The organism is Amycolatopsis samaneae (assembly GCF_039541975.1).
In the GTDB taxonomy this organism is placed as follows: domain Bacteria; phylum Actinomycetota; class Actinomycetes; order Mycobacteriales; family Pseudonocardiaceae; genus Amycolatopsis; species Amycolatopsis samaneae.
Genome location: NZ_BAABHG010000004.1, coordinates 577755 through 600591, shown reverse-complemented (window position 1 = coordinate 600591; position 22837 = coordinate 577755). Strand labels below are relative to the sequence as shown.

Sequence of the window (22837 nt, the reverse complement as noted above, 5' to 3'; positions counted from 1 at the left end):
AGTCCTTTGTGGTCAGTCGCGCGGCCTGCCCATCGCGGCCATGGCGAGCAGACCGACGACCGGGATGGCGCACAGCTGGATGACCCCGGCGGTCTGCCAGCCGAGACCGGCTTTGGTGGCCGCGAAGAAGTAGCCGGACACACTCGCCGGGATGTACATGGCGGCCACGAACAGGCCGCTCGCCCTGCCGACCTTCGCGGCGGGCACCGAACGCTGGATGAGCGCGCTGGTGTTGGTGTAGACGACCCCGGTGAAGGCGATCCCCAGCACCAGGGAGAGCACGAGCTGCGTGGAATAGGCGTCACCGAGGACGAAGATCCCCGCCCCGCACCCGGCGATCGCGGCGAACCCGGCGACGTTGACCAGCCGCTGGTCGAACCGGTCGGCGAAGACGCCGCAGAGGACCGACGTGAGCGCGCCGAGCCCGAACATGCCGGCGGCGACCGCGGTCTGGTGGGCGGTGTAGCCGTGTGCCTCGCGGAGGTAGGTGGGATACAGCCCGAGGTAGCCGTAGATGGTGAAGCCCGCCGCGACGGTGGCGATGGCGCAGCAGACGACGCGCCGGTTGAAGAACCGGACGTCGTTGTCCGGTGCCGGTGTGGCGCGAAGTTCCTCGTGGCGGCCGGTTTCCGTCACCGACCGGGGCACCGCGAACACGAGGACGACGAGGATGACCAGGCCGAGCGCGCCGAACACGTAGAGCGGGACGCGCCAGTTTCCCGTCGAAGAAAGGAGTGTCCCGCCCAGGAGCGGACCGGCGAACGCGCCGAGCCCGAACGCGGCGTTGATCGACCCGATGGCCACCGCGCGGTTGCGGTGGAAGTACGCGCCGACGGCGGCGTACAGCGCCGCGTTCTGCGCTCCTTCGCCGACGCCGGACAGGATTCGCCACGCGGTCAGGTCGGCGAGCCCGGCCGCCGTCGCCTGGAGCGCGCAGGTGATCGAGAACAGCAGCAGGCTCGCGAGGATGACCCGTTTGCGGCCGATCCGGTCGGCGAGATAACCCGCCGGGATCCCGGCCAGCCCCATGCCGAGGGTGAAGATGGTCGACAGCGTCCCGGCCTGGTTGCCGGTGAGCAGGTAGGTCTGCTTGATGTCGGGCAGCAGGATGGCGAACACCTGCCGGTCCATCGCGTTGACGAGGTAGGTCAGGTCGAGCACGAGCAGGATCAGCAGCGCCCGGAAGGTCCACGACGAGGTGCCGGAGGGCAGCGTGCGACCGGCCGGTGCGGGGCCGGTGAGTTCGGGGGTGGTCATGGTGGTGCTCCTCGGAACAAGGAGGGGTAGGGGAGGCCGACGGCGCGGTGGGCGCGTACGGGATGGCGAACGGGAGCCGTTCGCGCCGTCCTCCGGGACGGCCGGGTGCTGCCGGAACTCGGGTCAGTACAGGGAAAGCAGGCGCAGTCCGCGCCGCACGTGGTTGAGCCGGTCGCGGCGCTCGCGGCGGGCGGCGACCGCCTGGTCGATCGACACCGGCACGAACCGGACCGTGTCCGGGGCCTTGAGCTGCGCGAGCACGTCGAGGTCGGCGCTCACGACGGTGCCGATCGTGGCGTAGCCGCCGCCGGTCACCGCGTCGCGCAGCAGGCAGATGGCTTCCTCGCCGTTGGGCACCTGCACCGATCCCACCGGATAGCCGAGATCTACCACGTTGCTGGGGTTGTCGCCCGCGCCGAACGGGGCTTCGCGGTCGACGAACCGCAGCGCGGGCCCGAGCAGGCGGCGGCCGGTGCGGTCGGATTCGGCGGAGACGGTGAACGTCGAGGCGAAGAACTCGCGGACGCTTTTGTCGGTGAACCGGTGGCGGCACAGTCCTTCGACGAGCCGGAGGCGCTGCTGCCCGCCGAGCGCGGGACGCAGCAGGGGATCGACGGAACTTCCTTCTCCGGGAAGGAAATCGCCGATCGCGTCGCCGATCGGCAAGGTGTCGCCCGCCGCGAGTGGACGGCCTTCGTGGCCGCCGATCGCCGAACTCTGGTAGGTGGACCGGCTGCCGAGGAACGGCTCGGTCGCGATCCCGCCGCGTACCGCGAGGTAGGCGTGGCAGCCGGTGCGCAGCGCGCCGATCCGCAGCACCTGACCGGCTTCGACGAACAGCGTCCGCCAGCACGGCGCGGGCAGCCCGTCGAGGTGGACGTCGGCCTCGCCGCCGGTCACCGCCACGAGCGCCGGTTCGGTGAAGCGCAGTTCCGGGCCGAGCATGGTGATTTCCAGCGTCGCCGCGGTTTCCTGGTTGCCGGCGAGCAGGTTGGCGCAGCGGTGGGAGTACTGGTCGAGCGCGCCGGACGGGGGCAGGCCGATGGCGTACTGCCCGTCGCGGCCGAGGTCCTGGACGAGCGTGCGGGCGCCCGGGGTGAGCACGGTGATCATGACAGCACCGCCTCCAGGGTGCGGGGATAGCCCACCGGGTCGGCGAGGAACTCGGCCAGCGCGAAACGTACCGGCGCGCGCCGGTACCGGTACCGGCCCTCGCGCGAGTCGGCGCGCAACTGCGCGTACTCCTCGGCGGGAATCGGCCGGAAGCGCAGCAGCGTGGAGATCGTGGCCAGCACCTTCGACGTCTCGAACCCGGGGGTCCGCTGGGTGAGGTCGGCGACCGGGACCGGGGACCGGCCCAGCAGCTGGTAGCCGCCGACGCCCGCGGTGGGGTAGACGACGGTGAACGCGCCGCCGTGCGCGACCGCCCTGGCCGGGGTCTCCGTCCTCGGCCGCAGGTACTTGGGCACCTGGAGCTGCCGCTCGCGCGGCACGAGCTGGACGCATTCGGTGTTGCCCGGCTTGAAACACGGGAAGGTGACGATGAACGGCGCCGAGGAGTGCGCGGCGACGAGGTCGGCCACCGAGGCCAGCCCGTTGACCCGCGCTGTGTAGGCGAGGTCGGTCTCCCCCGGCGACTGGTGCCGGTCCCGGAACTTCAGGCAGGTCCGTTCGGTCGCCGGATCCCCGTACCACACGGGGATTTCGACGATCTCCGTGTCCAGCGCCACCGACCCCGCCTCCCCGAACCGGGTGTGCAGCCGGGCCAGCGTCCGCACGAGCTCGCGCGGATGCAGCACGTCCGGGTCGGCGCGCACGAGGTAGCTCGCGTTGGCGGGGGCGACGTCGAGGACGCCGGGCAGCTCGCGCCGGGCCAGTTCCCCGGTGATCGCCTGGATCCGCAGTGCCTGCGCGAGATCCATGCCCTCGCAGACCTCGACGAACACGAACTCGTCACCGCCGAAGCTGGCCCGCGCGCCATCGGCGAAGAACTGGTAGCCGCTCGTGGAACTCACGATGCCTGCTTGTGCGCACTGAGGACGAACCCAGCCGATTCGAGACGTTGGCGCACCGCCGCCGCGATCGCCACCGCGTTCGGCCGGTCGCCGTGCACGCACACCGAGCGCACCGGCATCGGGAGCACCGTCCCGTCCACCGCGCGGACGGTGCCGCGCGCCATGGCCAGCGCGCGCTCGGCGACCGCGTCCGGGTCCTTGGCCAGCGGGACCGGCTCGACGATGTTGATCCCGTCCCGGTCGAAGTCGAGATCGGCCGCGTTCTCCGGCACGACCGGCAGTCCCGCCGCGGTGACCGCGCGCATCGCCTCGGTGGGCGCGAACATCAGCGGTACTCCCGGCAGGAGCGGCTGGAGCGACCGCGCGATCGTGGTCGCCAGTCCTGGCGAGCGGCAGATCCGGCCCATGAGCGCGCCGTGTGGTTTGACGTGCGTGAGCGGGACGCCCTCCGCCGCGGCCAGCCCGGCGAGCGCGCCGACCTGGTAGAGGACGTAGTCGACCACGTCGGAATCGGACGCGGGCAGCGCCCGGCGGCCGAAGCCGAGCAGATCCGGATAGCCGGGGTGGGCCCCGGCGGCGATCCCGGCCTCCCGCGCGCGGACCAGCGACGAGCGCATGGTCGCCGGGTCACCCGCGTGGTAGCCGCAGGCGATGTTGGCGGTCGTGATGTACCGGAACAGCGCGTCGTCGTCGCCGAGCGTCCAGCGGCCGAAGCTTTCCCCGGCGTCCGCGTTCAGGTCGATCGTCGGTGCGGTCATGGCTCACCTCCTGATCAGGCGGGAAGGACGCGGGTGGCCGCGTCGGCGAAGCGGTCGAGCAACAGCGCGGCGTCCTCGGTGCCGAACACCAGCGGTGGCCGGATCTTGATGACGTTGCCGTCCGGCCCGGACGCCGAGACGAGCACGAAGTGCTCGCGCAGATCGTCCACAAGGGACTGAGCGAGTACCCGATCCGGGCCGGTGTCCTCCGGTGCGATCACCTCGACGCCGAGGAACAGCCCAGCGCCGCGTACCTCGGCGAGGCATTGGTAGCCCGAGACGATCTCGGCGAATCCACGCAACAACTGCGCGCCGATCTCGCGGGCGTTCTCGATGAGACCTTCGCGGGTGATGGTGTCGAGCACCGCCGAGGCCGCGGCGATCGGGACGTTGCTGCCGCCGAAGGTGTTGAAGTAGCGGACGTTCCGGCCGAACTCCCGGCCGATCTCGTGCCGCAGCACCGTCGCGGCCACCGGGATCCCGTTGCCCATCGGCTTTCCCAGCGTCACCAGGTCGGGCACGACCGCGTGCCTGCCGAAACCCCACCAGCCCGCCCCGGTGCGGCCGAATCCCGCCTGGACCTCGTCCGCGAGGTAGACGCCGCCCGCCGCGCGGACCTCGGCGGCGAGCACGCCGAGCAGGTCGGTGGGAAAGGGCTGCACGCCGTCGGAGGAGAAGATACTGTCCACCACGAGCGCGCACACGCCGAACCCGTGCCGCCGGAGATCGTCGATGGCCGCCCGGATCTCGGCGCGCAGCAGGTCCGTCACCGCGTCCCCCTGGCGCCGGGGATCCGGTGCGCTGATCGTGCGCACGTGCGGTCCCAGTGGCGATGCCGGGCCGAGCGACGGGGAGAACGCCGCGACCTCGGCGGTCACCCCGTGATAGGCGTTGCGCGTGACGATGATTCCGGTGTTCCCGGTGTGTGCCCGCGCGACACGCAGGGCGAGGTCGTTCGCTTCCGAACCGGTGCAGGTGTAGGTGACCCGGTCGAGTTCGGCGGGGAACGTCGCGAGCAGCCGCTCGGAGAAGTCGAGCAGATCCGCCTGCAGGTAACGGGTGTTCGTGGTGAGCGTCGACAGCTGACGGGTCACGGCGTCGACGACCGCGGGGTGGCAGTGCCCGAGTGAGACGACGTTGTTGTAGGCGTCGAGGTACTCGTTGCCCGCGGAGTCGTAGAGGTGCACACCCGATCCCCGGCTGACTTCGACCGGGTTCGTGTAGAACAGCTGGTACCCCGGCCCGAGCAGGTGCGCGCGCCGGTCGATCAGCTCCCGGATGTGCTGCGGTTGCGCGGAAAGGTGCTCCCCGGTGAAGCCGTTGACCATTTCCGGGCCGGTCATCGCCCCACCCCCAGCACGCGCTCGGCCGCGGCGTCCCGGCCGGCGTGCACGGCGCGGGCGGTCGCCCAGTCGCGGGACGCGTGCGAGAGCACGTACGCGGCGCGTGCCGGATCCCGCCGGGCACGCCAGGACGCGATGAGCGCCCGCTGCACCAACCGCGCCGTCGCCAGCAGCGGAAGAAGCGCGAGTTCCTTTTCGGCGATCGGCCGGAGGGCGAGGTAGCCGCGCAGCCACGCGAGCGGGTCCGCCCACGGGTCCGCCACGTCCGGATCGAGGAGGTTGGACAACGCGATGGCGAGGTCGAAGACCACCGCCGTGCGCAGCACGTCGCCGAAGTCGAGGATCCCGGTCAGCGCCCCGCGCGCGTCGATGAGGAGGTTGTGCGGGCTCAAGTCGTTGTGGACCAGCTGGGTTTCCAGCTCGCCCTGCCGGACACGAAACGCGAACTCCTTGAGTACCCGGTGTGCGAGCACGCGATCCGCACTGTCCACTGTGTCCAATAGCGGGGCGAGCGCGCCGAGGTGGCGCAGATCCCAGAGCAACCTCCGATCCTGGTGCTCGCCGCGGAAACCGGCGAGCGCGCGGGTGAGCTGTGCGTGGCGACGGCCGAACGACTCCGGGTCGAACGCACGCCCGCTCAGCGGCTCGCCCGGCAGGTACGACAGGACCCGCAGCGACCGGGGGCCGGGCGCGATTTCGTGCCGGTCCGCACCGTCCACACCGGACCGGGCGATGGGGACCGGCAGCTCGGGCGCGGTCCGCGCGAGGTGGCGCAGCACCGCCGTCTGCAGGGCGAGGTCCCCGGCCGGTTCGCCGCTCACCTTGACCAGGTGACGCGTGTCCGCCGTGTGCAGGACGAAGGTCTCGTCCTTCTCCGAGGCGACGCGCCGGAGCCTGCCGGACAAGCCGTGGATCTCCCGCAGCGCGGCGAGCACCAGCGCTTCGTCGAGGTGCTCCGTCACGGCGTCGAGGCCGCTCGCGGTCACGAGTTCGCGGAACCCGGGCATGGCCGGGCTCCTCACGAGGCCACCCAGCCGCCGTCGATCAGCAGGCTGGCACCGTGGATGTAGGAGGCGGCGGGGGAGGCGAGGAACGCGACCGCCGGCGCGATGTCGCCGACCTCGCCGACGCGTCCCGCCGGAGTGCTGTCGAGCATCTGGCGCTCGTAGCCGGGATCCGCGAGCAGATGCGCGTTGATGCTCGTGCGCACGTTGCCGGGGGCGACGGCGTTCACCCGGATGCCCCGCGGGGCGAACTCGGCGGTCAGCGACTTGACCAGCAGCTCCACCGCGCCCTTGGTCGCGCAGTAGGCGCTGGAGTTCGGGAAGCCGACGTGCCCGCAGATGGAGGAGACGAAGATGACGCTGCTGCCGTCGCCGAGGTGCTCGGCGGCCGCCCTGGTCAGCCGGAACGGCGCCCGGACGTTGGTCGTCCACTGGGCGTCGAGCTGCTCGTCGGTGGTGTCGGGGAACGGCGTCGGCAGGAACACCCCGGCGGCGTGCACGAGCACGTCGATGCCGCCGAAGCGGGCGAGCGCGCGGCCCACGACCTGGCTGGGACCGGCGTCGGTGGTGAGGTCGGCGACGATCGGCTCGGCCACGGCGCCCGCTGCCGTCAGCTCCTCGGCGACCGCCGTGAGGCGCCGCGTGTCCCGTCCCACCAGGGCGAGCCGTGCCCCCGCGGCGCCGAGCTCACGCGCGATCTGCGCGCCGATCCCTGAACTCGCGCCCGTGACGACGGCGATCCGGTCGTGAAGCGTTGGTGAGTTGCCGGTCATGGAGACTCCCTCGCCGCTCTTAACGTTAGAAAACTTGCGTTAACGAGGAGTATGCGAGACGAAGGCAACTAATGCAAGAGTTCCTGTGGTAAGGCCGGTCAGCTCGTGCCGAGGGCCCGGTCCACCAGCGCGTCCAGGTCGGTGTCGGGGGGCTCGTAGCCGAAGATCGCGCGCAGGTAGATGGGCGCGAGCACGACGTCGAAGACGTGTGCCACCGTCGGCGGCGTGCCGCCCGCCGCCGCGACCCGGTCCAGCGCCCGTTGCATCTGGGCGGTGCGCTGTCGCAGGTATCCGGCGGCGTCGGCGGCGGCCGGACCGCTCTGCCCGCCGCCGAGCGGGGAGGTGGCCGCGGCGAGCGCGCGGAACAGCGCGAAACCCTCCCGGGTCTTCACCTGCCCGGCGACCGCGTGTGCCCAGTCGAGCAGGTCACGCCGCAGATCGCCGCTGTCCGGGAACGGCGCTTCCTCGTTGAGCTGGGTGACCGCGACGTCGAGGACCAGCGACTCGATCCTTCCCCAGCGCCGGTAGATCGTCACCTCGTGCACGCCAGACCGTTCGGACACCTCTCGCACGGACGGCTGATCCTGTCCCTCGGCGAACAACTCGCGCACGGCGTTGTGCACCGCCGCGCGGGTGCGGGCTGTCCGGCCTCCGGGACGGGTTTCTGCCATGGAGCCAGGCTAGCGTTCGCCTCGCGGCCGACGGCCGACGGCGAACTTCGGGGGTCAGGTGGATTCGAGGATTTCCGCCAGCCGCACGGTGTCGGCCAGGTAGCGCTCGTAGGGGAATCCCTGTGCCTGCAAGCCATGGCGGAGCAGATCGGCGAGGGGTTTTCCTTCGGCGTGGTAGGCCTTGCGACCGGCCGGGGTCAGCTCGACGAGCCGGCGGCGGGCGTGCTCCGGGTCGACGGTGATCTGGACCAGCCCGTCCTGTTCCAGCGGGCGCAACGCGCGGCTGACCGCCGGGTCGGAGACCCCCATGGACTGCGCGAGCTGGTGCTGGGTGGCCGGCTCGATGTCCTCCAGCGCGCCGAGCAGTCGCAGCCGGGCGTAGCTGAGCGTCCCTTCCTGGTCGGTGTTCCGGCGTGCGATCTCCCCCAGCAGGGAGACCACGCGGTGCAGCAGATCCGAGAGTCCGTCGTCCATCGGCTCAGCATACCGCAAGTGTTGACACGTTAATATTAACTATGCAAGACTCAGGTCATGACGACGAACTACCTCTTCCAGGCCTGCTTCCCGCTGATCGTCCCGGCGATCACCTGCCTCGGAGCGCTGGTGCGCTCCCGCCGTGCCCACACCCGCCTCGAACGCCTGGAGATCTGGCAGCGGTGGTGGGCGGTCGGCGCGGTCGGCTTCGGCAGCCTGTGGATGACCCTGACCTTCCTGACCATGCCGGACTACATGGCCGAGACGATCGGCTTCGCCCGGACCCCGTTCCTGTTCGAGATCGCCTTCGCCAACCTCGGCTTCGCGGTCATGGGCTTCCGCGCCGCCAAGGCATCGCTGCGGGAACGCGTGACGATCGGCCTCGGGGCAGGCATGTTCCTCTGGGGTGCCACGATCGGCCACCTCTACCAGTTCTTCGCCAACGGCGACCACGCGCCGGGCAACACCGGCGGTGTCCTGGTCAGCGACATCCTTCTCCCCGCGGTGATGATCCTCCTCGCCCGGCGCGCCCAGAAGCTGCGGAACCAGGTCGCTCCCGCCGGACTCCCGGAAAACCAGCCCGTCCCGCGCTGATCTCCCGGTGAGCCCGCGGATGGCCGGGCTCACCACCATGGGGGAACCGTGTCCCCCGCGCGAAGGAGCCTCGCCGGACGCCGTTTCCCTAGGTTGGGGACCGAATCCGACACCAATTCCCTGGGAGGCAGGCGTGTCCTCGACGATCTCGCGTGGGTTCGGCCTGGTGGCCGCCATCGTCGTGGCGGTGACCGTCGCGCCGGCTACCGCGACGGCCGCGACGCCGACGCTGACGTGGAGGCCGTGCCCCGCCGACGTCGCGGCACCGCGGCTGCGGTGTGCCGGCCTCGAGGTCCCGCTGGACTACCGGCGACCGGACGGCGAGAAGATCGAAGTGGCCGTGTCCCGCCTGCCGAGTACGAATCCCGAGCGGCGCCGCGGCGTTCTGCTGATGAACCCGGGCGGCCCCGGTCCGGGACTGGGCATGCCGCTTTCGCTTGTCCAGCGCGGACTTCCCGCGAGCGTGACCGACAGCTACGACCTGATCGGCTTCGACCCGCGCGGGCTCGGGCACAGCACCCGCGTGACCTGTGACCTGAAGCCCCTGCGAGACCCCCAGCCGCCCTACGCGCGCGACGCGGCCGACGTCGCGAAGCACGCCAGGATCGCCGAGGCCGTCGCGAAGGGTTGCGCCACCTCGAAGACCGCGCCGCTCCTGCCCTACATCACGACCGCGAACATCGCCCGCGACGTGGACGCCATCCGTGCCGCGCTCGGTGAGCGGAGGATCTCCTCCTACGGTGTCTCGTACGGCACCTACCTCGGTGCCGTGTACGCGACCCTGTTCCCGCACCGGACCGATCGCGTCGTGCTCGACGGCGTCACCGGCCCCGGCGGGCTCGACATCACCGGCTCCCGCCGCTTCGGCCAGGGCTTCCAGGACCGCTTCCCCGACTTCGCGCGCTGGGCGGCGGCCCACGACGACAGCTACGCACTCGGCTCCACACCGCGTCAGGTCACCGGGAAGTACCACGAACTGGCGGCCCGGCTGGACCGGACCCCGGTCGGCGAGATCGACGGCGTCGCTTTCCGGGACTACACGTTCAACGGTCTCTACGCGGATCAGGTGTTCCCGGAACTGGCCCGGCTGTGGCAGTCCCTCGATCGCGGCCGCCCGCCCGCGTCACCGGGCCCGTTGAGCACGGGAACCGGCGACGACACGGAGAACCTGCTGGCCGCGCCGTTGCTGGTGCGGTGCAACGACACCGCTTGGCCGCGCTCGGTCGGGACGTACCAGCACCACGTCGCCGTCGATCGGGAACGGTTCCCGTTGTACGGCGCGGCGGCGGCCAACATCTGGCCGTGCGCGTTCTGGCCCTCGCGGCCGATCGAACCGCCGGTCCGGATCGGCGACCGTGGTCCGTCGAACATCCTGCTCGTCCAGAACAGGCGCGACCCGGCGGCGCCGCTCGCCGGGGCGGGGGAGACCCGCCGGGCGCTCGGCGACCGGGCCCGGATGGTGACCGTCGACCAGGGCGGGCACGGGGTGTACCTGTCCTCCGCCGAGGCATGCGGCAACGACGCCGTCACCCGTTTCCTGCTGACCGGGCAGCGTCCCGCCACCGATTTCCCGTGCGGGCCCTCGGCGACGCCCGATCGGTGAATTCCCCGCCGGGTCAAGGACAACGGCCTGTCTGTTTCCACCGTGGTGAAGAACGGCGCGCCGCCGCCGGGGGTGATGCGGCGCGTTTTTCCTGACGCACAAGGATTTGTTTCGCGGTAGGGAACACCTGCGTGACCGAGGTCGATTTCCGGGTATTGTGCGCGCGCGTTCCGATTCGATCGGAATATGCCTGGGCGCACCGACTCGATGTCGTGCCACGGCGATGTCCGGGCCGCTCGACCCGCGACCGTGACCGGCGGTGCCGATCCGATGCCGGATCGGTGCTGGGCTCTGGAGAATTACTCCGGTCGTGACCAGTCGATCAAGGGGAACGCATTGACGACAACACCTCTGTCAAGACTCCGCGCCTCGGCGGCCGTGGTTCTCGTGGGCCTGACGGCCCTGAACGCGGTTCCCGCCGAGGCGGCCGAGCCCGCACCCACGGCCGCGGTGGCCGGTGTGCGTACGGGCATGACCTGGACCGTGCTCGGCCAGGTGGACGGCAGCGTCCGGGTGGGCGCCGACTCCCGCACCGACGCCTACCACGGGGACACCACCGTCGACCAGTCCCTGCCGGTGCTGTGCGTCCTCAAGGACGGCAGGCCCAAGCCGGGGAACGTGCCGGACCAGTACAGCGGGTGGCTGGGCGGGCAGACCCAGGCCACCCCGCCCGTGCCGGGCGCGGTACTGACCTCACCGGCCCAGGGCGACGTGGTCTGCGCCGAGACCTTCGGCGCGGGCTGGCGGCTGGCCGAGTTCCACGACGCCGGCGGCTGGTCGTTCTGGGGCAACGGGTCGATCCCCGCCGGCACCCGGTTCTGGACCGCGATCAATGACCAGCCCGCCAATCCGTGGAACTCCGCGGGCACCCTGCCCGCACCCGGATCGGTCACCCCGCCGAAGTTCCTCACCGCCGAGTGGGCCGTACCGGGGCAGTTCATCGCGTCGCTGCCGGTCGCCACCCCGGAGAGCCAGCTCGCCACCGTCGCCGCGGAACTGGTGGGCCGCCACGGCGGCACGCTGCTGGACGTGTTGCCCGGCACCAACGGGTTTTCCTTCACCGCCTCCGACGCGCAGGCGCAGGCGATGAGCGCGGACCCGAAGGTGGAGACCATCGAACAGGACAGCTACGGGGAACCCAACGAGGTGCCCTGGAACCTCGACCGGGTCGACCAGCGTGACCTCCCGCTTGACCACCAGCCCTACGACCGGGGCAGCACCGGCGTCGGCGTGGACGTCTTCCTGCTGGACACCGGTTTGCGTACCACCCATCAGGAGTTCGGCGGCCGGGCGTCACTGGCGGCGGACTTCATCAAGCTCGGCGGCGTCCGCGACGGCGACTGCAACGGCCACGGCACCGCGGCGGCCAGCGTCGCGGGCGGCTCCACGCTGGGGGTCGCGCCCGGTGCGAACCTCCGGTCGGTGCGGGTCGCGGGATGCCAGGGAAACCTCTACAACCCGGCGATCTCGCTGTTCCAGTCCACGGCGGTGTTCGGCCTGGACTGGGTGGCCAAGAACCATCAGGGTCCGTCGGTGGCCAGCCTCAGCTACGGGTTCCGGCCCGGCTTCTGGCGGCGCTGGATGCGCAAACCCACCCCGGTCGACAGGGCCGCGCGCCGCGCGATCGACAGCGGTGTCACGGTGGTCGCCTCCGCGGGCAACGGCGGCCGTAACGCCGATCGGCAGAGCCCGGCCCGTGCCGACGGGGTGATCTCGGTGAGCGCGGTGGACTCCTCCGACAACAAGCCCGACTGGGCCAACTACGGCAAGGTCGACATCTTCGCGCCCGGCGTCGACGTCAGGACCGCGGGCAGGGAGAGCGACGGACAGTACGGGGTGACCACCGGCACCTCGATCTCGGCGCCGGCGGTGGCCGGCGCGGCGGCCACCTACCTGCAGAGCCATCCCGGCGCGAGCCCGGACGAGGTGCGTCAGGTGCTGCTCGGCGACGCGACCGTGAACAAGATCCCCGATCCCGGCCCGTATTCGGCCAACCGCCTGCTCTACGTCCGCACCGGCCCGCGTCCGGCCACCCACGCCGGGATGACCTGGACGGTGCTGGAGTCACGGCGCAGCGGCAGGTACGGCGACATCCCGGTGTTCCACGTCGGCCGCGACGGGGCCGCCAGCGATCCGTACCATGGCGACACCCCGGCCGCGGCGAAGGCGCCGATCCTGTGCCTGGCGATCACCAACCAGAGCCCGCCCTTCGGCGACATCCCGACCACCGGTTTCAACGCCTGGGCCAACGGCGTCGTCAAGATCACCAAACCGGTGTCGGGCGCGGCACTGACCAGCCGGGCGGTCGCCGACGGCATCTGTCAGTCCAGCTTCGACTCCCGTTTCCGGATGGCGGAGTTCCACGACGGCGGCGGCTGGTCGCTGTGGGCCTTCGGCGATCTGTACAGCGGGCCGTTGCCCGAGTTCACCAAGGGAGTCAGGTTCTGGGCGGCGATCAACGACCAGACGGCCAACCCGTGGAACTAGTTTCACCCCACCGCACGACACCCTGAGGTCCGCTCTTCCTCTGCGATGATTCTCCCGGTCGGCACCGGCCCGTCAGCGAACGGGCGCCGGCCGGGAGACTCGCCGAGGGGGAGGGGTCGTGGTGGAGTTCGCCATCCTGGGGCCACTGGAGATCGTGGCCGCCGGGACCAGGGTGCGGATGGGCGGGCCGCGCGAGGAACGTCTGCTGGCCACCTTGTTGCTGAACCCCAACCAGGTCGTGCCGGTCGACCGGCTGGTGGACGCGGTGTGGGACGAACGGTCGCCGGCCACCGCGGCCAAGCAGATCCGGAACCTGGTCGCGGGCGTCCGCAGGCGGCTGGCCGACGCGCGCTGCGCGAGCGTGGTGGAGACGGACGGCCCCGGCTACCGGCTGCGGGTGGCCGCGGACCAGCTCGACGCCGTGCTGTTCACCGCCCGGGTCGCCAAGGCCCGGCGAACCACCGACTCCCGGCCCGCCGCCGGCCTGCTGCGTGGCGCGCTGGCGCTGTGGCGCGGCCCCGTGCTCGACGGACTGCCCGGCAGGCGGCTGACCGCGGGCTCGTTCGACCTCAACGAGCAGCGCCTGACCGCGTTGGAAGAGTGCATCGACCACGAACTACGCCTGGGACGGCACCGGGAACTGGTCGCCGAACTTTCCGCGCTCACCGAGGCCCATCCGCTACGGGACCGGTTCACCGCCCAGCTGATGCTGGCCCTGCACGGATCCGGCCGCAGTGCCGACGGTCTCGCGGTGTACCGGCGGCACCTCGCGGCGCTGGCCGAGGGCCACGGGCTGGACCCCAGCCCGCTGCTGATCGAAACGCAGCAACGGCTGCTGCGGGGCGAACCGGCCCGTCCCCCGGTGCCCACCGCCGAACAGGTTGTGCCGCAAGACATTCCGGGACGACAGGACGTGCTGGCCGTCGTCGACACGACGCTGCGCGCGGCCGGGGCGGGCCGGGGCGGGCTGCTGCTGGTCCTCGGTGAACCGGGCATCGGCAAGACCCGGGTGGCGCAGGCCGCCGTCGAGCGGGCCACCGAACTCGGCATGGCGGTGGCGGTCGGCCGTTGCCCGGACAGCGAGGGCGTGCCCGAACTGTGGCCGTGGATGACCGTGCTGCGCGCGCTGGACGGCGAGGCCGACGCGCAACCGGACCGGGCCGCGGTGCCCGGCTCCCGGCTGCACGCGGCGATCGTGACCGCCGTCGTGGCGGCGGCCGGACGGCGACCGGCGCTGCTGGTGCTGGAGGACCTGCACTGGGCCGACCGGGACTCGCTCACCGTGCTGCACCTGGTGGCCACCGTGGTGCCCGAACTGCCCCTCGCCGTACTGGTCACCAGCCGGGAGGACACGGTCCCGGCCGTGTCCGGCACCCGCTGCCCGCTGCGCCGCCTCACCGAGGCGGAAGTGGCCGCACTGGCCGAGCACGAACTCGGCGGCCCGGTCGGCCCCGCCGCCGCCCGGTTGGTACACACCCGCTCCGGCGGAAACCCGTTCCACGCGGTCGAACTGGCCCGCCTGGCACGCGAGGTCGAGCCAGTCGACCTGGCCACCGCCATCCCGGAGGGCGCGCGGGAACTGATCATGCGCAGGGTGCGGCACCTGCCAGGGGACGCGCGGTCCGCGCTGCTGATCGCCGCGGCCCTCGGCGAGGAGTTCGACGTCGACCTGGTGGCCGAGGTTTCCGGCACACCGCGGGATGCCCTGCTGGACATGCTGGAGGCCGGTCTGCGGCACCGGCTGCTCACCGAAACCGAGGTGGCCAGCCATTACCGGTTCGACCACGCACTGATCCGCGACGCGCTGCGCCACTCGGTCTCCCGGCTGCGCCTGGCCGGGGTGCACGCGGACATCGCCACCGCGCTGGACCGGCGGGCCACCGGCGTCGCGGACGCCGATCTGCTCGACGCCCGCGCGTTCCACTGGCTGGCCGCGGCGCCCGCGGGCCACGCCGAGCGCGCCGTGGACGCCGGGCTGGCCGCCGCGGAACGGGCGGGCCAGGTGTCCGCCCACCCGCACCAGGCGCGGCTGCTGTCCGACGTGGTCGACGTGATCGACAACCACCTGGCGCCCAGGAACGCCGAGGACGCCGCCCGGCTGCGCGAGGTGCTGGTCCGGCTCGGCCGGGCCTGCTGCCGCAGCGGCCTGCAACCTCGGGCCACCACGGCGTTGCGGCGGGCGATCCGTCTCGCCGAGCAGTCCGGCGACCCGGTGGCGCTGGCCACCGCCGCGGGGACGCACGCCGCCGAGGCGTTCGGGTCCACCCGGGAGTACGGCGTCTGCGACACCGACACGCTCCAGGCGCTGCGCACCGCGGCCCGGCGGTTGCCCTCGGACGCCACGCCCGTGCGCAGCCTCTGCCTGGCCGCCCTCGCCGTGGAGTCCTACTTCGCCCCCGACCGCGATCCGCGCGAGCTGAGCCGGATTTCGGCCGAGGCCGTGGCCATGGCCAGACAGCTCGGCGATCTCGGTCTGCTGATCCGCACTTTGCACATGCGGTACAACGCGATCAGGCGACCCGACACCCTGCCGGACCGGCTGCGGATCGCCGATGAACTGGTCGAGCTCAGCGCCCGGCCCGGCTGCGCGCCCGAGTGGGGCCCGATCGCCCTGCTGCGCCGGGCGCACGCCATCCTGGAGAACGGCGACATCACGGCCGCGCAACGCGACATCGACGCCTGCCGGAAGGCCAACCAGCAGGTGTCGCTCCCCGAGGTCGACGTGCATCTGCGGTGGTGGGCCGCGATGCGCACCGGACTGACCGGGGACACCGACGCCGCCGAGCGGCTGTCCCACGAGGCGTTCCTGGCACACCGGCGAACCGTGTGGGGCGCCGAACCGGCCAGTGCCGCCCAGCGCGCGTCCTGGCTGCTGGACCGGGGCAGCCACCGCGAACTCGAGGCGGTGCTCCGGGCCGGGCATCACCCGGGAAGCCCCATCACCTCTGCGCATCTGGGCCTGGCGCTCGCCCTCCAGGGCAGGCTCGCCGAGGCCCGCGCGCACTGCCCGCCCGCCGGGGAGATCCCCGAACCGCCGCGGGACTGGCTGTGGCTGCTCCAGATGGTTCTGCGCGCCTACACCTGGGCCCTGTGTGGCGACACCGCGTCCTGCCGGTACGCCCTGGACCAGCTGTCGCCGTATTCCGGGCGCGCGGTCACCAACGGCTCGGGCATCCTGTGCTGGGGGTCCATCGACCACTTCCTCGGCGAGGTGGCCGCGGGCGCGGGCGAACCGGCCCGGGCCGTCGTCCTGTTCCGGCAGGCGGCCGACCACAACGCCGCTCTCCAGGCCACGCACTGGCACCGCCGGTCCGTCCGCAGGCTCGCGGAACTGACCGCCGATCAGCATCGATGACCGGTCGGAAGCCTTGTGCGGCACCAATGTTCCGCCGACAGACGGCGCCGGGAACGAACTCCAACGCTGCTCGGGTCACGACCGGCGTCATGCCATCTCCCGGCAATACTGTGCGGGAGGACTGGATCTGGGTGCCCTCGGCAGGATTCGAACCTGCGACACCTGCCTCCGGAGGGCAGTGCTCTATCCCCTGAGCTACGAGGGCGTCTCGTTGCTGGACAAAGCCTAGCGCATGGCGGTCGGCGGGTGTCCTGCTGGGTGGCGCTTGTCCGCGGGAGCCGTGATCACCTGCGGAAACGTGGCGCGGGGATGGCCGGAGTGGTGGGAATCTCGCGGTGTGTGACGCCATGACGTGGGATCGCCTCGGCTGGGGGATGGGGCTGGGCGGCGTTCTCCGGTACCGTGCAGGAGCCGAGGTTAGGGTTGCCTTTCTTAGTGGTATGCGCATGCGGTGATATTCGGCCGGGAGGCGGAACGATGGGCCACGGACACGGGCACGGGCACGGACACGTCGCCGCGGCGAGCGCGTCCGGGCGGTACGTCCGCGGGCTGGCCGTGGCGCTGGCGGTCGGCGCCGGGTTCATGGTGCTGGAGGTCGTGGTCGGCTTCGCGACCGGTTCGCTGGCGCTGATCTCCGACGCGGCGCACATGGTCACCGACGTGTTCGGGGTCGGGATGGCGCTGGTCGCGATCCTGCTCGCCCGCCGCAGCGGCCCGACCTTCAGCCGGACGTTCGGGCTCTACCGGGCCGAGGTGCTCGCCGCGCTGGCGAACGCGCTGCTGCTGTTCGGCGTCGCCGGGTACGTCCTGGTCGAGGCCGTCGGCCGGATCTCCGATCCGCCGGAGGTGCCCGGCCTCCCGGTGCTGCTGGCCGCGGTGGCCGGTCTGGTGGCCAACCTCGTGTCGTTCTTCGTCCTACGCTCCGGGGCGCGGGAAAGCCTCAACGTCCGGGGCGCCTATCTCGAGGTGCTGGCCGATCTCGTCGGCTCGGTCGGCGTGCTGCTGTCCGGGCTGATCACGCTGCTGACCGGCTGGCGGTACGCGGACCCGATCATCGGGGTGGCGATCGGCCTGTTCGTGCTGCCCCGCACGTGGACACTTGCCCGCCGGGCGCTGCGGATCCTGTTCCAGCACGCGCCGCACGGGGTGGACGTCGCCGCGATCAGCGCCGAACTCGCCGCGCTGCCCGGCGTTTCCGACGTGCACGATCTGCACGTCTGGACACTCACCTCCGGGATGGAGGTCGCCTCGGCGCATTTGACGGTGCGTTCGGCGGCCGAACAACCGGACGTGCTCGCCGAGGCACAGAACCTGCTGGCCGAGCGCTATGCCATCGAGCACGCGACGTTGCAGGTCGAGGCTCCGCAGAGCGCGCGCCGATGCCAGGAACTGACCTGGTGATCCGGCGGGACGGCTAGCGGCCCGACGAATCCGCCGTCGCGACCGTGTAGCGCACCACCTGGCGCATCACGATGCCGCCGTCCGGCGCGCGAAGCCGGTCCAGTTCGCCGAGGACCTCGGAGCGCACCCGGGACCGTCGCTCCTCGGGTACGAACTCCCAGAACGCGCGTTGCCCGTGGGAAAGCGACCAGTCGACCCACTGCTCCGGGCCGGTGAAGCGGATGGCGTGTTCCCTTGTCTCCGAAGCGATTCCGGTGAAGCCAGCGGTGCCGAGCGCGCGGGTGAAGTTCTCCTGGGACACCACCGGGCTTTCCGGGTTCACCATCGCCTGGATCATGGCGGGCGGCACGAACGGGCGGAACACCCGCTCGATCCCGGACCAGCGGGGGTCGTTGCCGCCGAACAGGGTCACACCGAGCCGGCCGCCCGGCCTCAGCAGCCGGTGCCACGCCCGCAGCCCGGCGAGCGGGTCCGGCAGGAAGAACACCACTGCCGAGGCGAGCACGACGTCGAAGCTCGCGTCCGGCAGCGTGGGTTCCTGGGCGTCCATGACCTCGGCGGTGACGGTGGCCAGCTTCCGCGCGCGGATGTCGCGCGTGGTGCGTTCGACCATGCCGGGTGACAGGTCGATCCCGGTCACCGAGCCCGCCGGGCCGACGCGCTCGGCGGCGGGGAAGAGCACCGCCCCTCGGCCGCAGCCGATGTCGAGGACGCGTTCGCCGGGGCGGAGGCCGGCATCGTCGAGCAGGTGCCGCGCGAAAACGGCGAAGAAGTCGACGCCGACCGCGTCGTAGGTTTCCGCGGAACGGTCGAACAAGCCCGCGACGGAATCCCGGAGGTCGGTTTCGTTCATCGGCTCACTTTAACCGCCACAGCGCGATATTTCCTTGCTGAACAAGGCGGAACCGAATTGTTGTGCCGTGCTTTCGGGGTCATGTTCGCGTTTTGCTCACTCGACGCACAAATACTCCGCCGGGTGACCCGGCCGATCGTCCGGCCGGATCACCCGACGGCGTTGTCACGCGTCGGAAAGCGTCATCACCCGCGGTCAGCAGCGCAGGTAGTTGGAGTGGATCCAGACCCCGCTGGGGCCGCCCCACAGATTGCCCTGCCGCCAGGGGCCTTCGATGCGCGTGAGGAACAGTCCCTGGCCCTGACCGACCCAGACCACGATGCGGCCGTTCGGGACCTCGTACGCCGGGACGTTCACCGTGGTGACGAAGCAGTCGGTCAGCGGTGATCGCGGGGCGGCGGTGGCGGTGGCCGCGGTCGCGCTCATGGTCGCGGTGGCGGCCAGTGCCAGCGCGGCACCCGCGACGACCCGCTGTGCGCTTCTTTTCCTGTCTCCCATTGAATTCCCTTTCGTCGATCCGGCCGATTTCCGGGCAGGCGGATCGTCACGGGCGTTAGACAGTCGGCTTTCGATCCGAAAGGGCCATCGGTGAATCGCCGCTCATTGCCGGTGACAAGAGCGTGATTCACCGTGCTTTCGGAACCTGTCGATATCCGGATCGGTGCGCTGGAGTCCTCGTGCTGACAACAGCCTCCGGACGAACCCCCGTGATCCCCCGTTGCAGACGATTCGAAACTATCGCCGATCTTGGCCGGGTGACAGCGACCAACAGGGTGAACAACGCGGGGGCCACGAAAAAGTCCGTGGGGGCCTCCTTGAGGGATTCCAGGTCCCTCAAGGAGGCCCCCACGGACCGGAAGCGGAGATCAGGGAGCGGGCAGGGGCTCGGCGCCGCGTGCCTTGAGCAGCAGGGTCATCTGGTTCATCTCGGCGCCCTGGGAGGTGAGCATGCTGTTCGCCAGCGCCTTGACCGCGGGGAGCTGCGAGTGGTCGAGCGCGTACTGCGCCATGTCCGTGCCGCCCTGGTGGTGCCGGAGCATCAGCTGCAGGAAGTCGACGTCCAGCGCCTTGCCGGTGAGGGTCTGCATCTTCGCCATTTCGGCGTCCGAGGCCATTCCCGGCATCGGGGCGCCGTTCGCGGGCTGCATGGGCATCGGCCCGGAGCCGCCGTGCCCGTGCCCCATCGGCTCGGTCATCCACTTCATGTAGGCGCCGATGGCCTGCTCGGGCTGGCCCCACATCATCAGCCAGCCCTTCATCCGGCCGACCTGCTCCAGCTGGGTGCTCTGGATGTCGAACGCGAGCTGCCGGATCTCCGGGTCGGTCGAGTGGTCGCGGGCCCAGTTCGCCATGGTCACCGCCTGGAGGTGGTGCGTCGACATGTCCTGGGCGAAGCCGACCTCGACCGAACCGGCCTTCGGGGTCGCGGTGTCGTCCGCGCCGTCGGCGAGGCGGGTGAGGAACATCCCGATGGTCGCGCCGATCAGCAGGACGGCTAGCAGGGCCGCCCCGATGATCACCCAGCGTGACCATCCGGGCCGCTCCGGCGGCGCCTCGGGCTCGGGGGCGAGGTCGGCTTCGGTGCTCACTGCCCGGCCGGCTTCGACGGCTGCTGCCCGGGCATGTCGGTGTTGGCGCCCGCGCTGCCCTTGTAGTCCATCGGCTTCGCGTCGGGGCCCGGCTTCGACGGGTCGAACGGCGGCGGGTTGTTCGGGTCGAACTGGCCGGGACCCATCGCGTCACAGGACGCGCCGATCTCCGGGTAGACCCCGTTCGGGTTAGTCCGCAGGGCCGCGATGAACTGGTCGATCCTCGGGTCGTCGGCCTTGTCGAGCTTCAGCTGGTGGCCCCAGGACTGCAGCGAGATCGGCTTGTCGAGCCCGGGGTAGGGCGACATCATCATGTACGTCTTGCCGGTCACCCTGGCCTTGAGCAGGTTCAGGTCGTCACCCTTGACCTGGTCGGCGTTGTAGGCGATCCAGATCGCGCCGTGCTCCAGCGGGTGCACCATGTTCTCGTTGCGGACCGGGTTCGGGTACACGACGCCGTTGCAGGCCGCCCAGTAGTTGTCGTGCGGCCCGCCAAAGGGCGGGCTGTGGTCGTAGGCGACCCGCTCGGTGGGCATGACGTGTGCCTGGCCGGCGTACTGCTGGGCGACGACGCCGGGGATGCGCTTGGACGGGTCCGGGTCCTGCGGGTTCGGCGCGTAGGAGGCCGCCGCGGCCTCGCGGTCGGCCTGACCACGCTTGGGCGCGGACTGCACCATGTAGTAGGTGAACACCGAGGCCGCCAGCGCGACGATGGCGACCACCGCGATGATGGTGCCCCAGGGCGTGCCCTTCTTGGACACGACGGAACTGCTCCGGGCCGCCTTCATCGCGTTCTTCGGCGTGCCCTTCTTTCCTGTTGTCCCGTTCGCCATGGCTCCCGCGTTCTCCTCCTGCGGCCCCGGACGGACCCGCCCCCGGTCAGTGTAGAGACCGCGCGTCTGATCACCGTGAACGCGTCGGCCGAGCACGGTGAGCGAGCGGTGCCGCCCGGACCGCTGCGAGCGCCCGACCTGGGCACACCTAGAATTCCGCGAGTGACTCCCGCCGCTCTCGCCGACCTGGTCCGCAGCTCCGCCGTGCAGGTGCTCAGCGCCCGCGGTCTCGACACCGCCGTGCTGCCCGAGCAGGTGACCATTGAACGTCCCCGCAACCCCGAACACGGCGACTACGCGACCAACCTCGCGCTCCAGGTGGCCAAGAAGGCCGGCCTCAAGCCCCGAGACTTCGCCGAGGCGCTGGCCGAGGTGGTCGCGGCGGCCGATGGGGTCGACGCCGCCGAGGTCGCGGGCCCCGGCTTCCTCAACTTCCGCCTCGCCGCGGACGCGCAGGGCGAACTCGTCCGGCAGGTGCTCACCGCCGGTGACCGCTACGGCCTCGGTGACGCGCTGACCGGGCGCCGGATCAACCTGGAGTTCGTCTCGGCGAACCCCACCGGCCCCATCCACCTCGGCGGCACCCGCTGGGCCGCGGTCGGCGACGCGCTCGGCCGGGTGCTGGCCGCGCAGGGCGCCGACGTCACCCGCGAGTACTACTTCAACGACGCGGGCGCGCAGATCGACCGGTTCGTGCGGTCGCTGATCGCCGCGGCGAAGGGCGAACCCGCGCCGGAGGACGGCTACGCGGGCGGGTACATCAGCGACATCGCCGCCGAGGTCATCAAGCAGGAGCCCGGCGCGCTGTCCCTGCCGGAGGACAAACGGCACGAGACGTTCCGCGCGATCGGCATCGAGCTGATGTTCGGCGAGATCAAGCAGAGCCTGCACGAGTTCGGCACCGACTTCGACGTCTACTTCCACGAGAACTCGCTGCACGAGTCCGGCGCGGTCGGCGCCGCGGTGCAGGAACTGAAGGACTCCGGCAACCTCTACTTCGAAGACGGCGCCTGGTGGCTGAAGTCGAAGGAGTACGGCGACGACAAGGACCGCGTCGTCATCAAGCAGGACGGCAACCCGGCCTACATCGCCGGTGACCTCGCCTACTTCAAGGACAAGCGCAACCGCGGCTTCGACCTGTGCATCTACATGCTCGGCGCGGACCACCACGGCTACATCGCGCGGCTCAAGGCGGCCGCGGCGGCCTTCGGCGACGACCCGGCCACCGTCGAGGTCCTCATCGGCCAGATGGTGAACCTGGTCAGCGACGGCAAGCCGGTGCGGATGTCCAAGCGCGCGGGCACCGTGATCACCATGGAGGACCTGGTCGAGGCCGTCGGCGTCGACCCGGCCCGCTACGAGCTGATCCGCTACTCGGTGGACTCCAGTCTCGACGTCGACCTCGACCTGCTGCGCAAGCACTCCAACGACAACCCGGTCTACTATGTCCAGTACGCCCACGCGCGGCTGGCTTCCTTGCAGCGCAACGCCGACGACCTCGGCATCAAGTCCGAAAAGGACGGTGAGGGTGCCGATCTCGGGCTGCTGACGCTGCCCGCGGAGGGCGACCTGATCCGTACGCTCGGCGAGTTCCCGGCGACCGTGCGCCGGGCGGCGGAGATGCGCGAACCGCACCGCGTCGCCCGGTACCTGGAAGAACTCGCCGGCGCCTACCACAAGTGGAACGCGGTCGGCCGGGTGCTGCCCAGGGGTGACGAGGAGACGACCCCGCTCACCCACGCCCGGCTCGCGTTGAGCGCGGCCACCCGCCAGGTGCTGGCGAACGGCCTTTCCCTGCTTGGTGTCTCCGCTCCGGAACGGATGTAA

19 protein-coding genes and 1 tRNA gene are annotated in these 22837 nt (G+C 71.2%); 6 read left to right on the top strand and 14 right to left on the bottom strand.

The features are described 5' to 3' along the window. Positions 1 to 12: 12 nt before the first annotated feature. The 9 genes from ABD987_RS12955 to ABD987_RS12915 all read right to left on the bottom strand — a co-directional run bounded on the left by ABD987_RS12955 (position 13) and on the right by ABD987_RS12915 (position 8295). On the bottom strand, positions 13 to 1257 hold the full coding sequence (locus tag ABD987_RS12955; RefSeq protein ID WP_345391236.1) for an MFS transporter: 1245 nt from the start codon (positions 1255 to 1257) through the stop codon (positions 13 to 15). Positions 1258 to 1380: 123 nt separating this feature from the next. Continuing rightward, complete coding sequence (locus ABD987_RS12950) at positions 1381 to 2370, bottom strand: 5-oxoprolinase subunit C family protein (protein WP_345391233.1); 990 nt, start codon at positions 2368 to 2370, stop codon at positions 1381 to 1383. Then, entirely contained in the window at positions 2367 to 3272 is a 906-nt protein-coding gene (locus tag ABD987_RS12945; protein ID WP_345391230.1) for a 5-oxoprolinase subunit B family protein, read from the bottom strand. The genes ABD987_RS12950 and ABD987_RS12945 overlap by 4 nt, the downstream gene beginning before the upstream one ends. Then, positions 3269 to 4030, bottom strand: coding sequence for a 5-oxoprolinase subunit PxpA (locus tag ABD987_RS12940; RefSeq protein WP_345391227.1), 762 nt, complete (start codon positions 4028 to 4030; stop codon positions 3269 to 3271). The genes ABD987_RS12945 and ABD987_RS12940 overlap by 4 nt, the downstream gene beginning before the upstream one ends. 14 nt (positions 4031 to 4044) lie before the next feature. Then, positions 4045 to 5373: an aspartate aminotransferase family protein gene (locus ABD987_RS12935; protein WP_345391224.1), complete on the bottom strand. Its 1329-nt coding sequence runs from the start codon at positions 5371 to 5373 to the stop codon at positions 4045 to 4047. Then, entirely contained in the window at positions 5370 to 6380 is a 1011-nt protein-coding gene (locus tag ABD987_RS12930; RefSeq protein WP_345391221.1) for a phosphotransferase, read from the bottom strand. The genes ABD987_RS12935 and ABD987_RS12930 overlap by 4 nt, the downstream gene beginning before the upstream one ends. Before the next feature lie 11 nt (positions 6381 to 6391). Then, a complete protein-coding gene (locus tag ABD987_RS12925) occupies positions 6392 to 7150 on the bottom strand; it encodes an SDR family NAD(P)-dependent oxidoreductase (protein WP_345391218.1) in 759 nt (252 codons plus the stop codon). A gap of 98 nt (positions 7151 to 7248) precedes the next feature. Then, positions 7249 to 7821 (bottom strand): TetR-like C-terminal domain-containing protein, encoded by a 573-nt coding sequence (locus ABD987_RS12920; protein WP_345391215.1) that lies wholly within the window; start codon positions 7819 to 7821, stop codon positions 7249 to 7251. Between the two features lie 54 nt (positions 7822 to 7875). Beyond that, positions 7876 to 8295 carry a MarR family winged helix-turn-helix transcriptional regulator gene (locus tag ABD987_RS12915; RefSeq protein ID WP_345391212.1) on the bottom strand — a complete coding sequence of 140 codons (420 nt, stop codon included), beginning with the start codon at positions 8293 to 8295 and terminating at the stop codon, positions 7876 to 7878. Between the two features lie 57 nt (positions 8296 to 8352). Between ABD987_RS12915 and ABD987_RS12910 the strand changes: the two genes are divergently transcribed. The 4 genes from ABD987_RS12910 to ABD987_RS12895 all read left to right on the top strand — a co-directional run bounded on the left by ABD987_RS12910 (position 8353) and on the right by ABD987_RS12895 (position 16334). Further along, on the top strand, positions 8353 to 8889 hold the full coding sequence (locus ABD987_RS12910) for a DUF6790 family protein (protein WP_345391209.1): 537 nt from the start codon (positions 8353 to 8355) through the stop codon (positions 8887 to 8889). Positions 8890 to 9022: 133 nt separating this feature from the next. Beyond that, positions 9023 to 10492 carry an alpha/beta hydrolase gene (locus tag ABD987_RS12905; RefSeq protein ID WP_345391206.1) on the top strand — a complete coding sequence of 490 codons (1470 nt, stop codon included), beginning with the start codon at positions 9023 to 9025 and terminating at the stop codon, positions 10490 to 10492. A gap of 387 nt (positions 10493 to 10879) precedes the next feature. Further along, a complete protein-coding gene (locus ABD987_RS12900; RefSeq protein WP_345391203.1) occupies positions 10880 to 12979 on the top strand; it encodes a S8 family peptidase in 2100 nt (699 codons plus the stop codon). A 118-nt stretch (positions 12980 to 13097) separates the two neighbouring features. After that, positions 13098 to 16334: an ATP-binding protein gene (locus tag ABD987_RS12895; protein ID WP_345391200.1), complete on the top strand. Its 3237-nt coding sequence runs from the start codon at positions 13098 to 13100 to the stop codon at positions 16332 to 16334. A gap of 132 nt (positions 16335 to 16466) precedes the next feature. Here the strand turns inward: ABD987_RS12895 and ABD987_RS12890 are convergent. After that, positions 16467 to 16539, bottom strand: a tRNA-Arg gene (locus ABD987_RS12890). Between the two features lie 272 nt (positions 16540 to 16811). Between ABD987_RS12890 and ABD987_RS12885 the strand changes: the two genes are divergently transcribed. Next, positions 16812 to 17735, top strand: a complete 924-nt coding sequence (locus ABD987_RS12885) for a cation diffusion facilitator family transporter (RefSeq protein ID WP_345391197.1) — start codon at positions 16812 to 16814, stop codon at positions 17733 to 17735. Positions 17736 to 17748: 13 nt separating this feature from the next. Here ABD987_RS12885 and ABD987_RS12880 read toward each other — a convergent pair whose 3' ends face one another. From ABD987_RS12880 to ABD987_RS12865, 4 genes are all read right to left on the bottom strand, one after another. Further along, positions 17749 to 18588, bottom strand: coding sequence for a class I SAM-dependent methyltransferase (locus ABD987_RS12880; RefSeq protein ID WP_345391194.1), 840 nt, complete (start codon positions 18586 to 18588; stop codon positions 17749 to 17751). Positions 18589 to 18783: 195 nt separating this feature from the next. Further along, the gene (locus ABD987_RS12875; protein WP_345391191.1) at positions 18784 to 19086 is read right to left on the bottom strand and encodes a hypothetical protein; all 303 of its coding nucleotides are present in this window, start codon (positions 19084 to 19086) and stop codon (positions 18784 to 18786) included. Between the two features lie 368 nt (positions 19087 to 19454). Then, positions 19455 to 20177: a DUF305 domain-containing protein gene (locus tag ABD987_RS12870; RefSeq protein ID WP_345391188.1), complete on the bottom strand. Its 723-nt coding sequence runs from the start codon at positions 20175 to 20177 to the stop codon at positions 19455 to 19457. Then, a complete protein-coding gene (locus ABD987_RS12865) occupies positions 20174 to 21010 on the bottom strand; it encodes a thioredoxin-like domain-containing protein (RefSeq protein WP_345391185.1) in 837 nt (278 codons plus the stop codon). Before ABD987_RS12865 ends, ABD987_RS12870 begins: the two co-directional genes overlap by 4 nt. A gap of 162 nt (positions 21011 to 21172) precedes the next feature. Here ABD987_RS12865 and argS point away from each other — a divergent pair, with 162 nt between their 5' ends. Continuing rightward, positions 21173 to 22837: an arginine--tRNA ligase gene (argS, locus tag ABD987_RS12860; protein WP_345391182.1), complete on the top strand. Its 1665-nt coding sequence runs from the start codon at positions 21173 to 21175 to the stop codon at positions 22835 to 22837.